Origin of the sequence: Psychrobacter sp. MES7-P7E (genome assembly GCF_002863645.1) — a bacterium.
In the GTDB taxonomy this organism is placed as follows: domain Bacteria; phylum Pseudomonadota; class Gammaproteobacteria; order Pseudomonadales; family Moraxellaceae; genus Psychrobacter.
On record NZ_CM009132.1, the window covers coordinates 1 to 14,711 of the forward strand.

Below are 14,711 nucleotides of genomic sequence, written 5' to 3' on the forward strand. Positions count from 1 at the left end.
ATGTTAATACTACCGGAAATATACGAAACACTCCCTCATAAGCCCTATTGCACCGATGAGCTAGGTCATCTTGTCATTCGTCCTAGGCAAACTGCCGTCAAAATGCGGTACATCCAGCACAACCCTCCTTGCATGACCCACTTTATCTGCTTAGACATTGATCATAAGCATGGCGCAATGCGTTGGGCGGAAGAATACCTACCACCGCCACGGTGGACAAGCCAAAACCCCTCAAACGGACACGCTCATATCGTCTATGAGCTAAAAACGCCTGTCTGTACCAGCGAACATGGCAGCCGTAAAGCCTTAGATTATCTCGCTAAGGTACAAGCAGGATTGGTCAGAGCAACTCGCGCAGACGTCGGCTATACCAACTTCATTACCAAAAATCCCATGCACGAGCATTGGCGTACCGAAGTATGGACAAAAGAAGCCTACGAGCTGAATTATCTAGCAGAGTTTGTCGATCTCAGACCTTTAACGAATACCGAGAAAGAATACGGACTTGGTAGGAACTGTTCCCTGTTCGATACCGTTCGCCATTGGGCGTATTCTGCCATTAGAGAGCATCGAGGTAAGACTTGGGAGCAATGGTATAACTCAGTGCTTAAACACGCTCAGAACGTGAATATGATGTTTTTTGAGCCGTTACCGTACTCAGAAATCAAAGCGACGGCTAAAAGCATTGCCAAGTACTGTTGGAAACGTGATGCTTATCACTATAACGAGTTTATCTATCGCCAAGCACTCAAAGGTAGTAAAGGCGGTAAAGTCTCTAAACGTAAGCCTGTAGCTACGTCAGAGCAATCTATGAAGCCCTGGGAAGAATTAGGTATAAGTAGGGCGACATACTACAGAAGAAAATCAAAAAACAGTGAGACTGGATAAGCCTAAATCAGATAACAGCCGTTGTGAGCTATACTCTGGTTTAGGTTATTGTTTTGCGATTGGCTCTTGAGGTTGCGATCTAAGCTTTCTTGAGCTCGTTGCTACTTAGGGTATACCCCAAGGGAACCAGCTATTTCACCCTTTAAACGTATTAACAGACCACTTAAAACAGACTGGTATAATGGAACCACTTATAACAGACTATTTTAGGTGTTTATGTTTATTAGAGCGTATCTACGAGCGTCTACCAAAGAACAAGACGCTAAACGTGCCAAAAGCGAACTCATAGCATTTGCCAACGATCATGGTCACAAGATTGCCGCCTTCTATGTCGAAAACGAGTCAGGAGCTATTTTGGTGCGACCAAAGCTTATGCAGCTGATTGAAGATGCTCATAAGGGCGATGTGATCTTAGTTGAGCAAATTGATCGCTTGGCGCGTTTGAACCAAGCTGATTGGGATACGCTCAAAAGAATGCTATCAGAAAAAAAGCTCTCTATCGTATCAAAAGAGCTGCCGACCTCATATATGGCACTTCAACCTGAAAGCAGCACTGAATTTATGAGCAGTGTATTGCAGGCTATTAACTCGATGATGCTGGATATGCTCGCAGCCATTGCTCGAAAAGATTATGAGGATCGCCGTAACCGTCAAATGCAAGGTATTGCTCGTGCTAAGGCAGAAGGTAGATATACAGGACGTAGGAAAGATATGGAGAAGCGTAAGATCATCGCTAGTCTACTCAAATCAGGTCTTAGCTATTCTGAGATACAAGGTATGACCAAGTGCTCACGGCATCTGATCGCTGATGTGGCCAAGGAAAAGACCGAAGCTGATCCCTGCTCACTAAGTGGTTCCACTACAGCAGTCTACTATGAGTAGTCTATTAATGGATTAAGGAGCTTTTTTAGATGGTTCCGCTGGGATATACATCATCACTTTGGGGTTCGATAAATTTTTTCTTTTCGAAGACGTCCTGAATGAAGTTAGTGAGTTGATTTTTCGTCATTAAATAAGGATTGAAGTCAGCACCTGCAGAGAAGTGTTTCATTGTATATTGTTCATCTTGATTTTTTGACGTTAAATATTTTATTAAAAAGCCATCCCATCTACGCACCTCTATTTCTTCAATATGAACAACATTAATTGAAAGATTAGAGTACTCGTTAATTAACATCGCCAAAACTTTATTGACAACAGGTCTTGAGCCTTCAATACTTTGAATAAAATAATCGTCATTAAGCGCAAGCGCTGAAGTTAGGCCTATTTTTTCATTAGTTTTTCGCCAGTACTCGAGAGTACGAGTCAATAATACTCCATTATTTTTACCTATATTTTTACCTATATAAGTTAGGCTCATGAGAATATGCTTGCCATCTCTGTTGCTTACCTCTTCTAAAACACAATCTATAGTTTTTTGCATAAAAAACCCAATTAATAAAAGCTAGTTAATCTAAGATACTACTTGGAACGATGTTGATTTAAGATTTTTCTTGCACCACATCTTCTACTTTATTCACATTAATACATCAAAAGTATATAGCCTATAAATCAGTATCAAGGTATCGAACCTAAAGTGAGTCTTCGACAATACTGAGGTGGTTTAGTAATTTACGTTAATAGTTACTATATCAGAGTAATGATCTGGTTTAACGTCAGCACTAGGTATGATCACATACACAGTATGTGATTGATTTACTCCAGAGCCATTATTAGCCACACCATCTCCCACGCTTTCAGCAGTAAGAGCATTGCCCCATGCTTTTCCAGTAGCAGACTGTAATTGATAAGGTATCACGTCGCTATTTGGGGCTGTGCCAGTCATATCTCCTTTACCCTCTTGATCATCGTTGGAAGGTATCAAGCCAATTGTGTAGGGAGCGCCATTGGTGCAGGTTACACCGATACTAGTACTACCTGTGATATTAGTAGCGTTTGCAATTTCTTTAAAGTTAATATCAGTCGGTTTGGCAGTGATTTTACAGCTAGGAATGACGGTAGCTTGGACTGTAAATGAGAATGGATTACTTTTATCTTGAGCTCCCTCTAAGCAGTCAGTTAAGCTTGATTGTTCTGCTACTTTTAATGTTAAATCGCCATTAAAAGTATTGGTATAGGTACCTGGTGTGGCTAAAGCATTGCCATTATTTGGGATTAGAGAAGCCCTGATAACAACTTGGCCTGAAATATTACTCTGCCCTAACTCAGTAGATCTCGCTGGAATATATATTGCGCCTGAGCTGTATTCTTCTCCAAGACCAGCAGTACGAGTTCCCCAAGTCTTACCATTTGGCAGTGTCATATCAAACGCCAATTTATTAGTATTAGATGCTGCATTCATATAACGTGGGGTCATAGCGTTAGGTGTATTGCCACCATCAGCCGCAAGGCAAACAGAAATATATCCAGCAGTGTCGCCAGTATTGGTACAGCTGTATTCCAAATTTCCTGTGATACTTGCACTCTCAGCATTAGCAGTTGTAATAGTATTGCTAATATTTATAACTCCAGTATTCACGTTGGCCTGACAACTAACATTTAATGTCGCATGCGAGCTTACTACCGTGCACCACAGGATGATAGGTATCAACAATATACTGTAACGCCATGGAGATATCTTTATTTGTAATCGTTGCATTATTTTTGTACCTTTGAGCAGACGAGAGGACCGATTAGTGGGATCTCATTGCCCTGCTTATGATAGTCAAAACTGACAGTGCAGATGTCACCAGAGGGATTAATTACCTCAAGCACATTATGCTCATTTAGCATATCTAGATATACTTCACCATCGAAACCGATGATAGCTTCTGGTATATCTTTGTTGGTAAGTAAGCGTACTTGACTACCTAATGGTAGTGGTTGCTGACTACTGTCTATAATAATAACGGACGCCGAGCGCACTGGTGTAATAGCAAAAGTGACTAAGGTGCCAGCGCGGTCAGTTGGTGTGGCTTCAATATTGACGTTATCAATCCGCAAATCAGCAGGCAAATCCATAGGGTCTATGCTAACTTTATTACTTTGATAAGCATTTAGTGGCGAGACCAGCAATAAGCCACGACTATTGGTAGTACCAATTGGAGTGTTTTGTAGTAGTACGGGCACATCAGCAATACCATCAGTAGAGACAACAGCAAAACCACTGTTTATTCTACGAGTTGGAAAGAGTCCTCCCCCCATCATTACTAGTGATCCTTTACCACTGGCATAAGTAGAGTAACTGTCATCGTTGACGCTGACACCTGCTTGTACTCGGCCATAGCGCCCAAGATAACTTAATTCTGCCAATCCATCGTTACTGTCACTCCTATTAGAATTACTATCTAAGCTATTGTCTATACTGTGCCGTGCTTGTGCGCGCCAGTTTATGCCGCCTGAATTCGGTGCTGATTGTGAAATATCCGCCACAAATACATCACGCTCGTCTGTGTGTTGAATACTGCTATTCATCGAAATATCACGACCTAACGAGAATGAAGCGCCGATAGAGGCACTGCTATTAGCAGAGTCATTAATGTCTTGATTAAGATTAGCCCTCAATCTTAAACGTTGGCCAAAGGATTTATTCCAATAGGCGCTAGCAAACTGTGTGTTTTCCTCATCAGCAAATGACACTTGGTTATAGCTTATGCCAAAACTACCCAAGGATTGAGTACTATAACCTGTAGATATCTGCTCACTGCGGCGAGCGGGTGCAGATCCATATTGACTACCTACGTCACGGTAAGTCCCTTTCGTACCTGTGGCGCTGACACCGATATTAAAGCGACTGTTATTCCATGTGTAGTTTGCGCTGTATTGCGAACCACTTTCACCTTCGCCTTTGCTACCTGCTAATGATGCAAATAAAACACCGCCTGCGCGGCCTAATAACCAAGTACCACCGATTCCAGCATTACTGAGACCTTTAGTGACTTCAGCATGAGTTTCTGCAGTAAAGCGATTATTTACGCCATAACGCCAAGAGCCACTGGCAGCAATATTATTACCATAGTCAAAGGATTCGTTACCATAGTTCTCACGCACTGTTCCCAACTCCACTGACCAGTCAGAAAGCCCCGGCTGTAGCAAGCGATGGGCGTCATATAAAGAAAACTCCAGAGTAGTGCTCTGTCCTAATGCATCGGTAACTACCAACTGAGCATTGCCGGCACCACTGAAGCTAGGAGCCGTCTGTAGCTCAAATGGTCCAGTGGGTACGTCCCCGCTATATTGCTTGAGACCATTCACATACAGCTCTACTGCTGAAGGCAAAGTGGCTGAACCAAAAAATGATGGTAATGGAGTGGTCGACATATAAGGCTGCAGATCAAAATTAGTACCAATTTGTAGGCCACCCAAACGCGTGGCACGTGTCCATGACAAGGCCCCTGTGAGAATATCTCCTGCCCGAACCGTTATCAGCTTATCAGGAAACGACTTACTCCAGCTGGTATCCAGACGCACAAAATCATTATCCCAGTCACCATTACGATTATTCGTGTCAGCAGAACGGTTGGCAGTGGTTAATGCTGTGGTGCTTAGGACACCAAGCGTGTTAAACGCGCGCAGCTCTGTAAAAGCACTAAAGTTTTTCGCACTATTTTGGGTTTGATTGCCATAAATATCATAATTCAATAATATGCCTGGCGATGCAGTAGGTTGCAGGCGCTGATTACTGCGCGTATTACGTACGGTAGTATCTAGATCAAGTAAGTTTAGAGGTGCGATAAGGCTCAGCGTTTGCCGCCGTGCGTCATAATCAATCTGGAGGTCAGGCAGGCTATTTAGCAGTATGAGTTCAGGGCTATCAGGCGGCACTATAAAGCCAAGCTGTTGCCGCGCATCAGCGTCAGCCCAAAGTTGGTCTTCGCGATAAACGAAATGCACCAAACCAGAGCTGGTTTGATTAAGGGTGACATCCAGATACAGATCGAGCTCAGCTGCATCATCTTCAGTGTTGTAACTGTCTAAACCAAGCTGCGCCTGTCTGATATTATCAATGATTATAGAAGTAGTATCTTTAGAAGCGTTCGCAGAAGAGAGTCTCTCATTCGGTTCGATAGCATGGCTGACCGATACCGTTATACACTGCAGCAAAACTGCTTCAGCGAGTGGAATTTTCCAGTGTGACGTTCTGAATCGTCTGAATTCCATTAATCGATACCTTGAATTTACCGGTGGTTGTCCCTGTCGGAAGGGCGGAGGGCGGTATTTTCAGTGTCCAGCTCATAGTGGCATTTGGTAGAACATAACCTAGCAAACCTTGATGTATATTTACGCTATTACCCGCGTCATCTACAATGCTCAGGCCAATCAACTTAGCATGGCCATTGCCGCTATTGCTGACTTGTAATGTCATCTGCTCACCATCTGGTTGCAAGCTACAACGCCATTGCAATTTTGGCTCAGTTTTATTAACACCAGCGGGCTGTACAAATACAGGTAAAGAGTAGCTCATCGCAAATTGCAGACCACTCTTTTGCTTAGCAGACCGAATAGGTAGCTCATTAACAAAAATTCGATAGCTATCCTCTACCGCTGCTACGCCTTGCGGCGGCGCCTTGGCACGGATAATTCGAACCAGTTGTTTATCATTAGGGTTGAGCTTAATCATTGGCGGACTGGCCAATAATCCTCGTGAGGGCGTGAGCTGATCGCCTTTTTCATTCTGTGACCACTGATAAACGCGCACTTGCGCGTTTATCGCTTCGTCACTCGAGTTACTAAGGGTCAGACCACTGGCGCTTTCTCTAGCTTGTAAGCTTAAGGAGATGGGAGAGACCTGTAGGCCACTCGCCATTACATCGCTACAAGATAGTAACAAACTAGAGAGCACAGCAGATCTCGCCACACGGCGTAACCAGAGACTTAACATGGATATCAATAGGCTACAGAAATATTAATAGTATCTGAGTAATTACCAGGAGTAACGTCGGCATTACCAGTCACTGTGAGATAGATAGGAGTAGAAATAGCGGTAGCATAATTTACGAATGCTTCGGTAGAGACTGTATTAGTAGTACCCCAAGCTGTACCGCCTTCACCACCTGAGCCAGAAGTCAGTTTATATGCTACTTCTTCAGCTCCTAAATTTCCTCCAAGCAGCGTACCAGTACCATCAAGGCTAGTAGTTGATTCAGGCGTTAAACCAATAACAGCCACAGAGCCTTTAGAGCAGTTTAAGGTCAAGTCAGTTTGAGCTGTTACAGCTTTAGTCGCTTTGCCTGCTGCAGTTGCGTCGAGTACAACAGCTACAGGAGCAGCATCTATAGTACAGATTGATTCAACGTCCATACTAACGCCAAAACTGCTAGTGGTTTCGCCAGCGTTCGCACTAGACATAGCAGTGAATCCGCCGATAGTGATTAATGTAGCGGTCATTAAGGTTTTTTTAAATTGCATGGTAAAGCTCCAAGGGCTGGCTTCATTATTGTTTCGATCATACTGGGTAACCCTGAGGCACTCAGTATTAGATAACTCATACTAATAAGAAGAAAGAGTTACCTTCCTGCGATAGGGATTTTACAATAAGAAACTAATAAGTAAGATTTGCACTTAATTTTAACACAATAAGTGTACAAATGAACACTCAAATCGTAATTTCATTTCTCATTTGGTAGTTAATAGCTTTCTTCATAACCAAACTCTTTTAATACTCAGAATAAGACAAAAAAATTTCTACAGGTAGTAATATTACCCTATATTTGTTCAATAAAATAAACGCTACTTATTTAAAACTCTCATTTTTATATCGAATTATTCATGGTTTGCCTCATAGCTAGTTTAGTGCCATAGTTGTTCACTGAACGTTCTGGACAGTTGTACTGTACAGTCTTTAAAAACGCACTTGAACACTAGGTGAACAATGAACATATCGGTGACAAAAGCGGCAAAAGAATGGGGTGTATCAAGAACCACGATCTATCAGAAAGTCAATGATGGTGAGCTTTCCAGAACCGCAGACAAGAAAATAGACATTGCAGAAATGTTGCGCGTGTTTGGTGAGCCAATTTCTAAAAAACGTACTGAACGTTCAGCGGACACTGTCCAAAATACACCTCTGAACAGTAAAAGTGTCCAGTACAATACAGACATTGAACACCAATTAGCGCTTGAGAAGCTCAAGAATGAACATCTCAGCCAACAGGTAAGCGATCAAAAGAAGTTAATTGAAAATTATCAGCAACAGATAGGACAGTTGAACAAAACGCTGGATAAAGCCAATGCCAGTATCCAAGATTTTGCACAAGTGAGACTGCTAGAGTTTAAGCAGGCTGAAATGAGCTATGAGCCGCCACTTGAACAAGAGCAAGAAAAAACAGATGACTCAACCGTAGCTACGGTTGAGAAAAAGAAAAAGTGGTGGGCGTTTTAGACGTTGTGGTTTTATCGTCTAATGATCTAACAAATACTCTTCTAGCGCATCGTTAATCATATCTTGGTAGTTACCACCCGTCTTTTTCGCCTTATCCTGGAATCTAGCAATGATACTAGGACTTACGATACTGGCACCGATCAGAGGATCATCTGATACCACACTACCACGAGTCGCACCCGACCAATCCGTTACTTCAGGCATATCAGACAAATCTATATCGTCATCTGAAAGCATCGCCAATCGTTGCAAGTTGGCTTCTTGCTCAGCGCTTAAAGATGGTAACTCATTTACTTTATAGCTAACCTTGTTCATAGAACCTCCTTTCAGCCTTAGTGGCACGTCGTGCTGATATGATACGAATAACCTCACCACCCTCACTATCTCTTTGAGTATGAGCGACTAGTAATACCGCTACCCCATTCACTGCGCCAAGTGCTTGCCACCGCTCTTCACCATTTTCATATCGGTCTTGCTGACGCAAACACAAAGGATCAAAAAATACCCGAGCTGCTTCTTCAAAGGATAAGCTATGTTTGCGTTGATTACTGCTATTTTTCTGTTCATCCCATTCAAATTCAATCATTGATCACCGTCTTCAAGCGTATTGGTACTAGGCATTGTCTGATAATCAAAAGACAGCGGTATGCTATTGGTTTCTGCGACCTGATGCAAAAATAACTTAATCGCTTGCGACGGCGTTAAGCCATAGCCCTCCAGCACCGAAAACGCCTTGTCTTTTAATTCTTGATCGAGACGGATATTATAATTGGTTGTGCTCATAGCATTACTTATTGCTTATTTATGTACATTTAATATAAGCGATAAGTAACGTCAATTCAATAATTTTAGGGCTTTGGACTTTCACGAACAGTGATAGTAATGTGTTACTCATCCAGTCCACGCAGGAAATCATCAATTTTCTGTTTGAGCTGTTTTTGTATGACGTAGAGTTCGCTCGCGCTACATTCTCTTAGCATACTTTCCTCATCTTTTAGCTCAAACATCTTTTTACGTATGCTATCGCTATGAGCTTCGTTTTCTAAACCGAAAGTATTAAGACGACCCATTTGACGGTAGTATTCTCGTTGCGCCTCTTCAAACCTCATAAAATGGTTACTTGCTACTGATATACCTTCAATACTCATAAATTACTCCTTTTTACACTCGGAAAATGTCCCTTTATGGAATTTTTATTTATTTACTATCAATAACTTACCTATCAAGAAGAGATCTATTTCTTTTATTTGCTAGCTTCGCTTCAAATCTCTTCATAGCCGTATCTAATTCTTCATGCGTGGGCTGTACATATGGCTCATCCCTAGCATCTGTATTGCTTTCTTGGATTGGGTCACTAGAATATAAGTCAACAAAAACTTGTTTCCTTACCTCAGGCTCAACCTCTACATTACTGCTAGAATTATCTGTAGCGACAGATAATTCCTTTGATTCTTTTCTATAGCGATAGAGATAATTGGTCAGTGTGCCAGTCGTTAGAATGAGGTCATGACGCTCAGCTAATATCTCAACCACGCCTTCATAGGTATATGAAACAGCCAGCTCTTCGATCACCTCATAAAGATCACGAAACTTGGAAAACTTTGTTCTCTTAGCCATAAATTTCTATCTCCCTCTATTCTTGAAGCCAATTATCTCAATTATAAAAACGCTCATAAATTGCTCATATTTAACTAACGATTTACTACCCTTTTGCTAACGATTTGCTAACTTTCAATCAATCATACAGTAATTGCTCATAATTTGCTCATATGTAGCTAACGATTTACTATCTTTTTACTAACGATTTACTAACGTAACGCTCTTATAAGCCTTTTTAGCTAAAAAGGCTTATGACAGGTAGAAAATAACCGATTTTTCTACCTGCTTTTTGGTCATTAAATTATTCAATTTAATGACTACACCTTACGCACCCTCTCGGGATGAAAAAAAGCGTCTTAAATCAGTAACTTACCTGATTTAAGACGCTTTTTTCTGTACACAGAATGTTTACAAAATCAATTTAAGTAACTGATTTTTATGATATATTTCTGTCTACAATCTGTAAACAAGGATAATCATGAGCACCCCTATCGTATCATTTAGATTAAAGCCAGAAATTTACCTAAAACTAGAAGCGATAGCCGCAGAAGCAGGGCAAACGCCTGGTGGCTACTTGAAGAAAAAATTGGAGTCAGATACCAATAACTTTCTTGAAGATCTTCAGTTTATGAAAGGAGATATTAGTGAGATTCTGCACTTATTGCAGTCAGACGACGAAGAGTCAAAGGCGGTAGAGAACACATCAAACCAGAATGATATGGTCAAGGCTTTGATGCCGATAGTGCTAGAATCGTTATTGATATTAAGAGAGGTAGCAGCACCTAATAAGGTATCTAATGCTCAAAGATTGGTCGATAAAGCAGGAATGAAAGCTTACAATAGTTTGGATTAGTAATTAAGATATATACTGCCCTTGTATCAGCTGATACAAGGGCTTTTTTTGAGAAGCTATTTAATGATAAGAGATTGATCTTTGATAGTGTATTCATGAAAATCACTGGGATTCTAATGATCTTCCGAAGATTTTAGTTGATATAAACAATCATGGAACTGTGAAAGGTCATATAAGCCGTCTAAGGAGGTTGAAAAAATTTTACCTAGCAACTATACCAAACGATACTTAGAACCTTATAGGGAGCTTAATACGATGTTATTAGCTCTATTTGACTAGCGCTTTGATCTTTCGAAATTACTGATATTGAATTCATTGCTATCTTTACTAGCCTTTTCTTTTATCACTCTAATTATTAATAACCAAGAAGGTTTTTAATGTTTTTAAATACTTTTAAAAGCTTTTAGGTACTCTGAAAGCCTTGTTATTAGAGGCTTTTATTGCTTATAAAGCAACGTTTACCCTGCTATAAAGCAACGTTTACCCTGCTATAAAGCAACGTTTACCCTGCTATAAAGCAACGTTTACCCTGCTTAAAGCAACTAATTATTAATTGTTGCTTATTTGGGTTTTGTATGTGACTATCTAACTAATAAATATAAAATTTAGAGATTTCTATGAAGTTAGTTGTTAAAGATAACTCATTGATTAACGCTAGTTACTCGCTTGGCTTAGTTGAGCAACGGATAATGTTGCTCGCAATCGTTGAAGCTAGAGAAACAGGGCAGGGAATTGATACAGATACGTTTTTAGAAGTGCATGCACAGCATTATGCAGATCGTTTCGATATTAACGTAAATAACGCTTATTCTATGCTGTCAGAAGCTACGCAAACCCTTTTTAATAGGCAGGTAACTTATACTGTACATGATGAAAAACGTAATAAACCTGAGAAAAGGGTAGTGCGCTGGGTAAGTGGTATTTCTTATGTCGAAGGCGCAGGAGTAGTGAAATTACGCTTTGCTCCTGAAGTGGTGCCTTTAATTACTCGTTTAGAAAAGAATTTCACTAGTTATGAGCTTGAGCAAGTAAAAAATTTAAATACCTATGCCACAAGACTATATGAGATTTTAGCAAGTTGGAGAAGTATTGGAAAAGTTACGATAACCCTTGAAGAATTACGTAATAACTTAGGTTTAATTGATGAGTATTCTAGGTTGGAGGCTTTTAAAAGACGTGTTTTAGATCTAGCGGTTAGTCAAATAAATGAACATACTAATATTAAAGCTCAGTATGAACAACATAAAAATGGCCGCGTCATTACAGGTTTTACATTCAAGTTTAAAATGAAGAAAACTAAAGAGAAAATTAGCGCTAAAGTTGAGGTCGATCGTATTGAAATGTCTACTATTGAAGGGTTAAACGATAAGCAATTGGGTCGTATTGCTCGCAACCCTAGCTTTATAGCAGATTACAATCATTTGGTAAGCTCTACCAGTCCAGCAGGTCAGGATACTAGAGCATGGGAATTGGAGATGATCAATCGCCTGAAGAAAGATTCATCACAATTTAAGAAGCGTCCAATTAGGGACTATCTTGAGTATTGATTCTTGAAACGTTGTAGTGGTAAGACTCGTATAACAATACTAGGTTTGAAAAACACTATCCTCAAATAAATTAATCTCTGATAGACTCAGGACAATTCACTCAACATAACGGAAAATTGAGTCTCAACTAGTCTTTAATGCCAAAGAAAAAAAACTGCTTATTTTTAGATTCTATTTGGTCGAAATCTATTCCTAAATTAGCTTTGATTAATTTTTTTCGAATATCTTTAGAGGCTTTAGAAAGTCTTAGCTTGAAAGCGTGTCCATTATCTGCATTCTCTTCACTATAATAATTAGTATAACCAGATATCAAGTTATCAAGCATTAAACTGAAATGTATATATGTAGAAAACTCACGCTTAACTTTTGTTAAGCTATCATAGTATTCTATTCTACTAATAGCCCTTTCAAAAACCTCCTTAGGAATCTTTCTAACGAAAGTGTGATATTTTTCAGAATAAATAATCTCAAATCCTAAATATGTAAATACTTGATTCAGGCCATATATCTTGGTTTTCTGCTTACCACTATCTTTTTCAATAGTTAATCCAATATTTTCTAATTCCAGCTTTACAAACTCTTGTATATCTTTGGATTTTTGATATGTTTTAGAGAATAATAGAAAATCATCTGCGTAGCGTATGTATGGTATGCCACTGCTTGTGACTACTTCATCAAACTCATATAAATACATGGATGCACATAGTGAAGCGATGGGCATCCCTTGACGCACGCCTTTCCCTTTTAGCTGATTTAAGTGTGACTCCAATAAACTTCTGTATCTTTTATCGCCAAAATCTAATTTAGCATCGCAGTATAGAAATTTTTTAAAGATATATAGAATTTCATCATTTTTCTTATATAGTAAGAATTCTTTTTGAAATTTAGAAAATGCTATTTCTCGATTAATATTATCGAAAAATTTAACAATATCAGCTTTTAGTACGTAATCGTATGTATTTCTTAGCTCTATTGATTCGTATAAAGACTTCCTAATACCAGATACAACCTTGTCTTGTGTTTTTCCACCTTTATCCACTATACCTATTTTTTTATCGTTAATACCTTTATTCAAGGCATGATCAAATTTGCAAAATTTATGATATGAAGTCTTATAGTGTGTTTTAAGATAGCTAATAAAGATTTTCTGTAGCACTTTATCTTGTACTGACGGAACACATACTAAACGAGAATTATCAATAGTTAAGGAGGATTTACCTGGACAATTAGGTTTTGGCAAAATGATAGGAGTTAGTGGCTCGCACTTATACTCTTTTATGGAGATTTTATGACAGATTTTATGTAATAGTTCGTCAGAAAATCTACTTAGATAAGCATCAACAGATTCATATGAGGGGTGGTAAACAATTTGAGATTTCTTCCTATCTTTTGCTAGTTTTGATAGCTCTGTATAGAAATTAGACTTTACATATTCAGAATAAGAAATCTTAGCTACCATGTTAGAACCCTTGCTTGATTATACAAACATCTAACATGGAGAAGATGGTGTCGTGCCGCAATCTACTGCAAGAACTATCACCACGCCGCCTATCTACTTGTGATATGGGCGCGTTGTGCTTGAAAACTCTAACTCTTGGGTTGCAGTATGGTGTAACGAGTCCGCCAATTTTGGCTAGCCATTTTCTTACGCTAGCTTTATATTTAACGAATTCTAGCCACTTTCTTGCGAATTTTACTCGTGGTCTCCCACTATTACATAGTATCATAGCTAACTGTTTAAAGCAATTAATAAACACTACCGATATATACAAGATAGTAACAAGTTGTGCTGTTGGTGTTAGAACACTGATTATCAGCAGAACTCTCTCAATAGTTTCTAGTGTGTTTATTACGAAATCCAATGATTTTATTCTATTTCTCATGTTACCACCTGATGTTTGTGTCATGTACTCTAGTGTTTTATGCAAGGGCCAGAGTCGGGCACGCCATCTACTGCAAGAACTATCACCACGCCGCCTATCTACTTGTGATATGGGCGCGTTGTGCTTGAAAACTCTAATTCTTGGGTTGCAGTATGGTGTAACGAGTCCGCCAATTTTGGCTAGCCATTTTCTTACGCTAGCTTTATATTTAACGAACTTTGTCTATAGTATTGAATTTATCTAAATTTATCAATAAGTTTGTATTTACCATAACACATATCATTGCTGTCACAGATACTCAATGAAAATCAACGTCCCAAGCGGGCTTATTTAAGCCTATTATGCTATGTAATATAACGTAGGTATAACTTTTGCACCCCTTAATTGGCGTGGCTTTACGAGGAAATTTATAATTGACGAAAGTGCGATGAGAGCGTAAACTCAAGTGCTAGAAACGACTAACCCCCAGAGACGGCAATCTCTGGGGGTTAGATGAATTTTAATCTGTGTCAGCAGATATAAAACCCATTTTTCGATACGGATATTTTATATCAGCAGGCGCACCAATACAAGTGTGCGTG

The 14,711-nt window shown here is 39.6% G+C and carries 15 protein-coding genes and 1 pseudogene; 5 read left to right on the forward strand and 11 right to left on the reverse strand.

The features are described 5' to 3' along the window. Both CXF62_RS00005 and CXF62_RS00010 read left to right on the forward strand, forming a co-directional pair. Window positions 1–888 (forward strand): replication initiation protein, encoded by an 888-nt coding sequence (locus tag CXF62_RS00005; protein WP_102092443.1) that lies wholly within the window; start codon window positions 1–3, stop codon window positions 886–888. A gap of 216 nt (window positions 889–1,104) precedes the next feature. Then, on the forward strand, window positions 1,105–1,770 hold the full coding sequence (locus tag CXF62_RS00010; RefSeq protein ID WP_102092444.1) for a recombinase family protein: 666 nt from the start codon (window positions 1,105–1,107) through the stop codon (window positions 1,768–1,770). Window positions 1,771–1,795: 25 nt separating this feature from the next. Here the strand turns inward: CXF62_RS00010 and CXF62_RS00015 are convergent, their stop codons facing one another. The 5 genes from CXF62_RS00015 to CXF62_RS00035 form a co-directional block, all read right to left on the reverse strand. Next, on the reverse strand, window positions 1,796–2,311 hold the full coding sequence (locus tag CXF62_RS00015) for a BLUF domain-containing protein (protein WP_102092445.1): 516 nt from the start codon (window positions 2,309–2,311) through the stop codon (window positions 1,796–1,798). A gap of 180 nt (window positions 2,312–2,491) precedes the next feature. Then, window positions 2,492–3,406 carry a Csu type fimbrial protein gene (locus tag CXF62_RS00020; protein ID WP_166739259.1) on the reverse strand — a complete coding sequence of 305 codons (915 nt, stop codon included), beginning with the start codon at window positions 3,404–3,406 and terminating at the stop codon, window positions 2,492–2,494. Between the two features lie 119 nt (window positions 3,407–3,525). Further along, on the reverse strand, window positions 3,526–6,027 hold the full coding sequence (locus tag CXF62_RS00025) for a fimbria/pilus outer membrane usher protein (RefSeq protein ID WP_102092447.1): 2,502 nt from the start codon (window positions 6,025–6,027) through the stop codon (window positions 3,526–3,528). Further along, complete coding sequence (locus tag CXF62_RS00030) at window positions 5,978–6,748, reverse strand: fimbrial biogenesis chaperone (protein ID WP_185156564.1); 771 nt, start codon at window positions 6,746–6,748, stop codon at window positions 5,978–5,980. Before CXF62_RS00030 ends, CXF62_RS00025 begins: the two co-directional genes overlap by 50 nt. Window positions 6,749–6,753: 5 nt before the next feature. Further along, entirely contained in the window at window positions 6,754–7,275 is a 522-nt protein-coding gene (locus tag CXF62_RS00035) for a spore coat protein U domain-containing protein (RefSeq protein WP_102092448.1), read from the reverse strand. Between the two features lie 463 nt (window positions 7,276–7,738). Here CXF62_RS00035 and CXF62_RS00040 point away from each other — a divergent pair, with 463 nt between their 5' ends. Further along, window positions 7,739–8,248, forward strand: coding sequence for a hypothetical protein (locus CXF62_RS00040; protein ID WP_102092449.1), 510 nt, complete (start codon window positions 7,739–7,741; stop codon window positions 8,246–8,248). A gap of 18 nt (window positions 8,249–8,266) precedes the next feature. Here the strand turns inward: CXF62_RS00040 and CXF62_RS00045 are convergent, their stop codons facing one another. The 5 genes and pseudogenes from CXF62_RS00045 to CXF62_RS00065 all read right to left on the reverse strand — a co-directional run bounded on the left by CXF62_RS00045 (window position 8,267) and on the right by CXF62_RS00065 (window position 9,865). Further along, complete coding sequence (locus tag CXF62_RS00045) at window positions 8,267–8,563, reverse strand: hypothetical protein (RefSeq protein ID WP_228153108.1); 297 nt, start codon at window positions 8,561–8,563, stop codon at window positions 8,267–8,269. Beyond that, on the reverse strand, window positions 8,550–8,834 hold the full coding sequence (locus CXF62_RS00050; protein WP_185156563.1) for a BrnT family toxin: 285 nt from the start codon (window positions 8,832–8,834) through the stop codon (window positions 8,550–8,552). The genes CXF62_RS00045 and CXF62_RS00050 overlap by 14 nt, the downstream gene beginning before the upstream one ends. Before the next feature lie 41 nt (window positions 8,835–8,875). Then, a pseudogene (locus tag CXF62_RS00055) lies at window positions 8,876–9,031 on the reverse strand (type II toxin-antitoxin system RelB/DinJ family antitoxin); the annotation flags it as partial. 104 nt (window positions 9,032–9,135) lie between these two features. After that, window positions 9,136–9,396, reverse strand: a complete 261-nt coding sequence (locus tag CXF62_RS00060; protein ID WP_102092451.1) for a hypothetical protein — start codon at window positions 9,394–9,396, stop codon at window positions 9,136–9,138. A gap of 67 nt (window positions 9,397–9,463) precedes the next feature. Next, window positions 9,464–9,865, reverse strand: a complete 402-nt coding sequence (locus tag CXF62_RS00065; RefSeq protein WP_102092452.1) for a hypothetical protein — start codon at window positions 9,863–9,865, stop codon at window positions 9,464–9,466. A gap of 460 nt (window positions 9,866–10,325) precedes the next feature. Here CXF62_RS00065 and CXF62_RS00070 point away from each other — a divergent pair, with 460 nt between their 5' ends. Together CXF62_RS00070 and repM are read left to right on the forward strand one after the other, a co-directional pair. Further along, the gene (locus tag CXF62_RS00070) at window positions 10,326–10,700 is read left to right on the forward strand and encodes a hypothetical protein (protein WP_102092453.1); all 375 of its coding nucleotides are present in this window, start codon (window positions 10,326–10,328) and stop codon (window positions 10,698–10,700) included. A 617-nt stretch (window positions 10,701–11,317) separates the two neighbouring features. Beyond that, the gene (gene repM / locus CXF62_RS00075; RefSeq protein WP_102092454.1) at window positions 11,318–12,247 is read left to right on the forward strand and encodes a replication initiation protein RepM; all 930 of its coding nucleotides are present in this window, start codon (window positions 11,318–11,320) and stop codon (window positions 12,245–12,247) included. Between the two features lie 127 nt (window positions 12,248–12,374). Here the strand turns inward: repM and CXF62_RS00080 are convergent, their stop codons facing one another. Then, complete coding sequence (locus CXF62_RS00080; protein WP_102092455.1) at window positions 12,375–13,706, reverse strand: reverse transcriptase domain-containing protein; 1,332 nt, start codon at window positions 13,704–13,706, stop codon at window positions 12,375–12,377. Window positions 13,707–14,711: the final 1,005 nt, after the last annotated feature.

Excerpts from the sequence above, each read along its gene's own strand:
- repM (WP_102092454.1), top strand. The coding sequence starts at position 11,318 with ATGAAGTTAGTTGTTAAAGATAACTCATTGATTAACGCTAGTTACTCG.
- CXF62_RS00050 (WP_185156563.1), bottom strand. The coding sequence starts at position 8,834 with ATGATTGAATTTGAATGGGATGAACAGAAAAATAGCAGTAATCAACGC.
- CXF62_RS00065 (WP_102092452.1), bottom strand. The coding sequence starts at position 9,865 with ATGGCTAAGAGAACAAAGTTTTCCAAGTTTCGTGATCTTTATGAGGTG.
- CXF62_RS00045 (WP_228153108.1), bottom strand. The coding sequence starts at position 8,563 with ATGAACAAGGTTAGCTATAAAGTAAATGAGTTACCATCTTTAAGCGCT.
- CXF62_RS00030 (WP_185156564.1), bottom strand. The coding sequence starts at position 6,748 with ATGTTAAGTCTCTGGTTACGCCGTGTGGCGAGATCTGCTGTGCTCTCT.
- CXF62_RS00005 (WP_102092443.1), top strand. The coding sequence starts at position 1 with ATGTTAATACTACCGGAAATATACGAAACACTCCCTCATAAGCCCTAT.
- CXF62_RS00025 (WP_102092447.1), bottom strand. The coding sequence starts at position 6,027 with ATGGAATTCAGACGATTCAGAACGTCACACTGGAAAATTCCACTCGCT.
- CXF62_RS00015 (WP_102092445.1), bottom strand. The coding sequence starts at position 2,311 with ATGCAAAAAACTATAGATTGTGTTTTAGAAGAGGTAAGCAACAGAGAT.
- CXF62_RS00040 (WP_102092449.1), top strand. The coding sequence starts at position 7,739 with ATGAACATATCGGTGACAAAAGCGGCAAAAGAATGGGGTGTATCAAGA.
- CXF62_RS00080 (WP_102092455.1), bottom strand. The coding sequence starts at position 13,706 with ATGGTAGCTAAGATTTCTTATTCTGAATATGTAAAGTCTAATTTCTAT.
- CXF62_RS00035 (WP_102092448.1), bottom strand. The coding sequence starts at position 7,275 with ATGCAATTTAAAAAAACCTTAATGACCGCTACATTAATCACTATCGGC.
- CXF62_RS00070 (WP_102092453.1), top strand. The coding sequence starts at position 10,326 with ATGAGCACCCCTATCGTATCATTTAGATTAAAGCCAGAAATTTACCTA.
- CXF62_RS00060 (WP_102092451.1), bottom strand. The coding sequence starts at position 9,396 with ATGAGTATTGAAGGTATATCAGTAGCAAGTAACCATTTTATGAGGTTT.
- CXF62_RS00010 (WP_102092444.1), top strand. The coding sequence starts at position 1,105 with ATGTTTATTAGAGCGTATCTACGAGCGTCTACCAAAGAACAAGACGCT.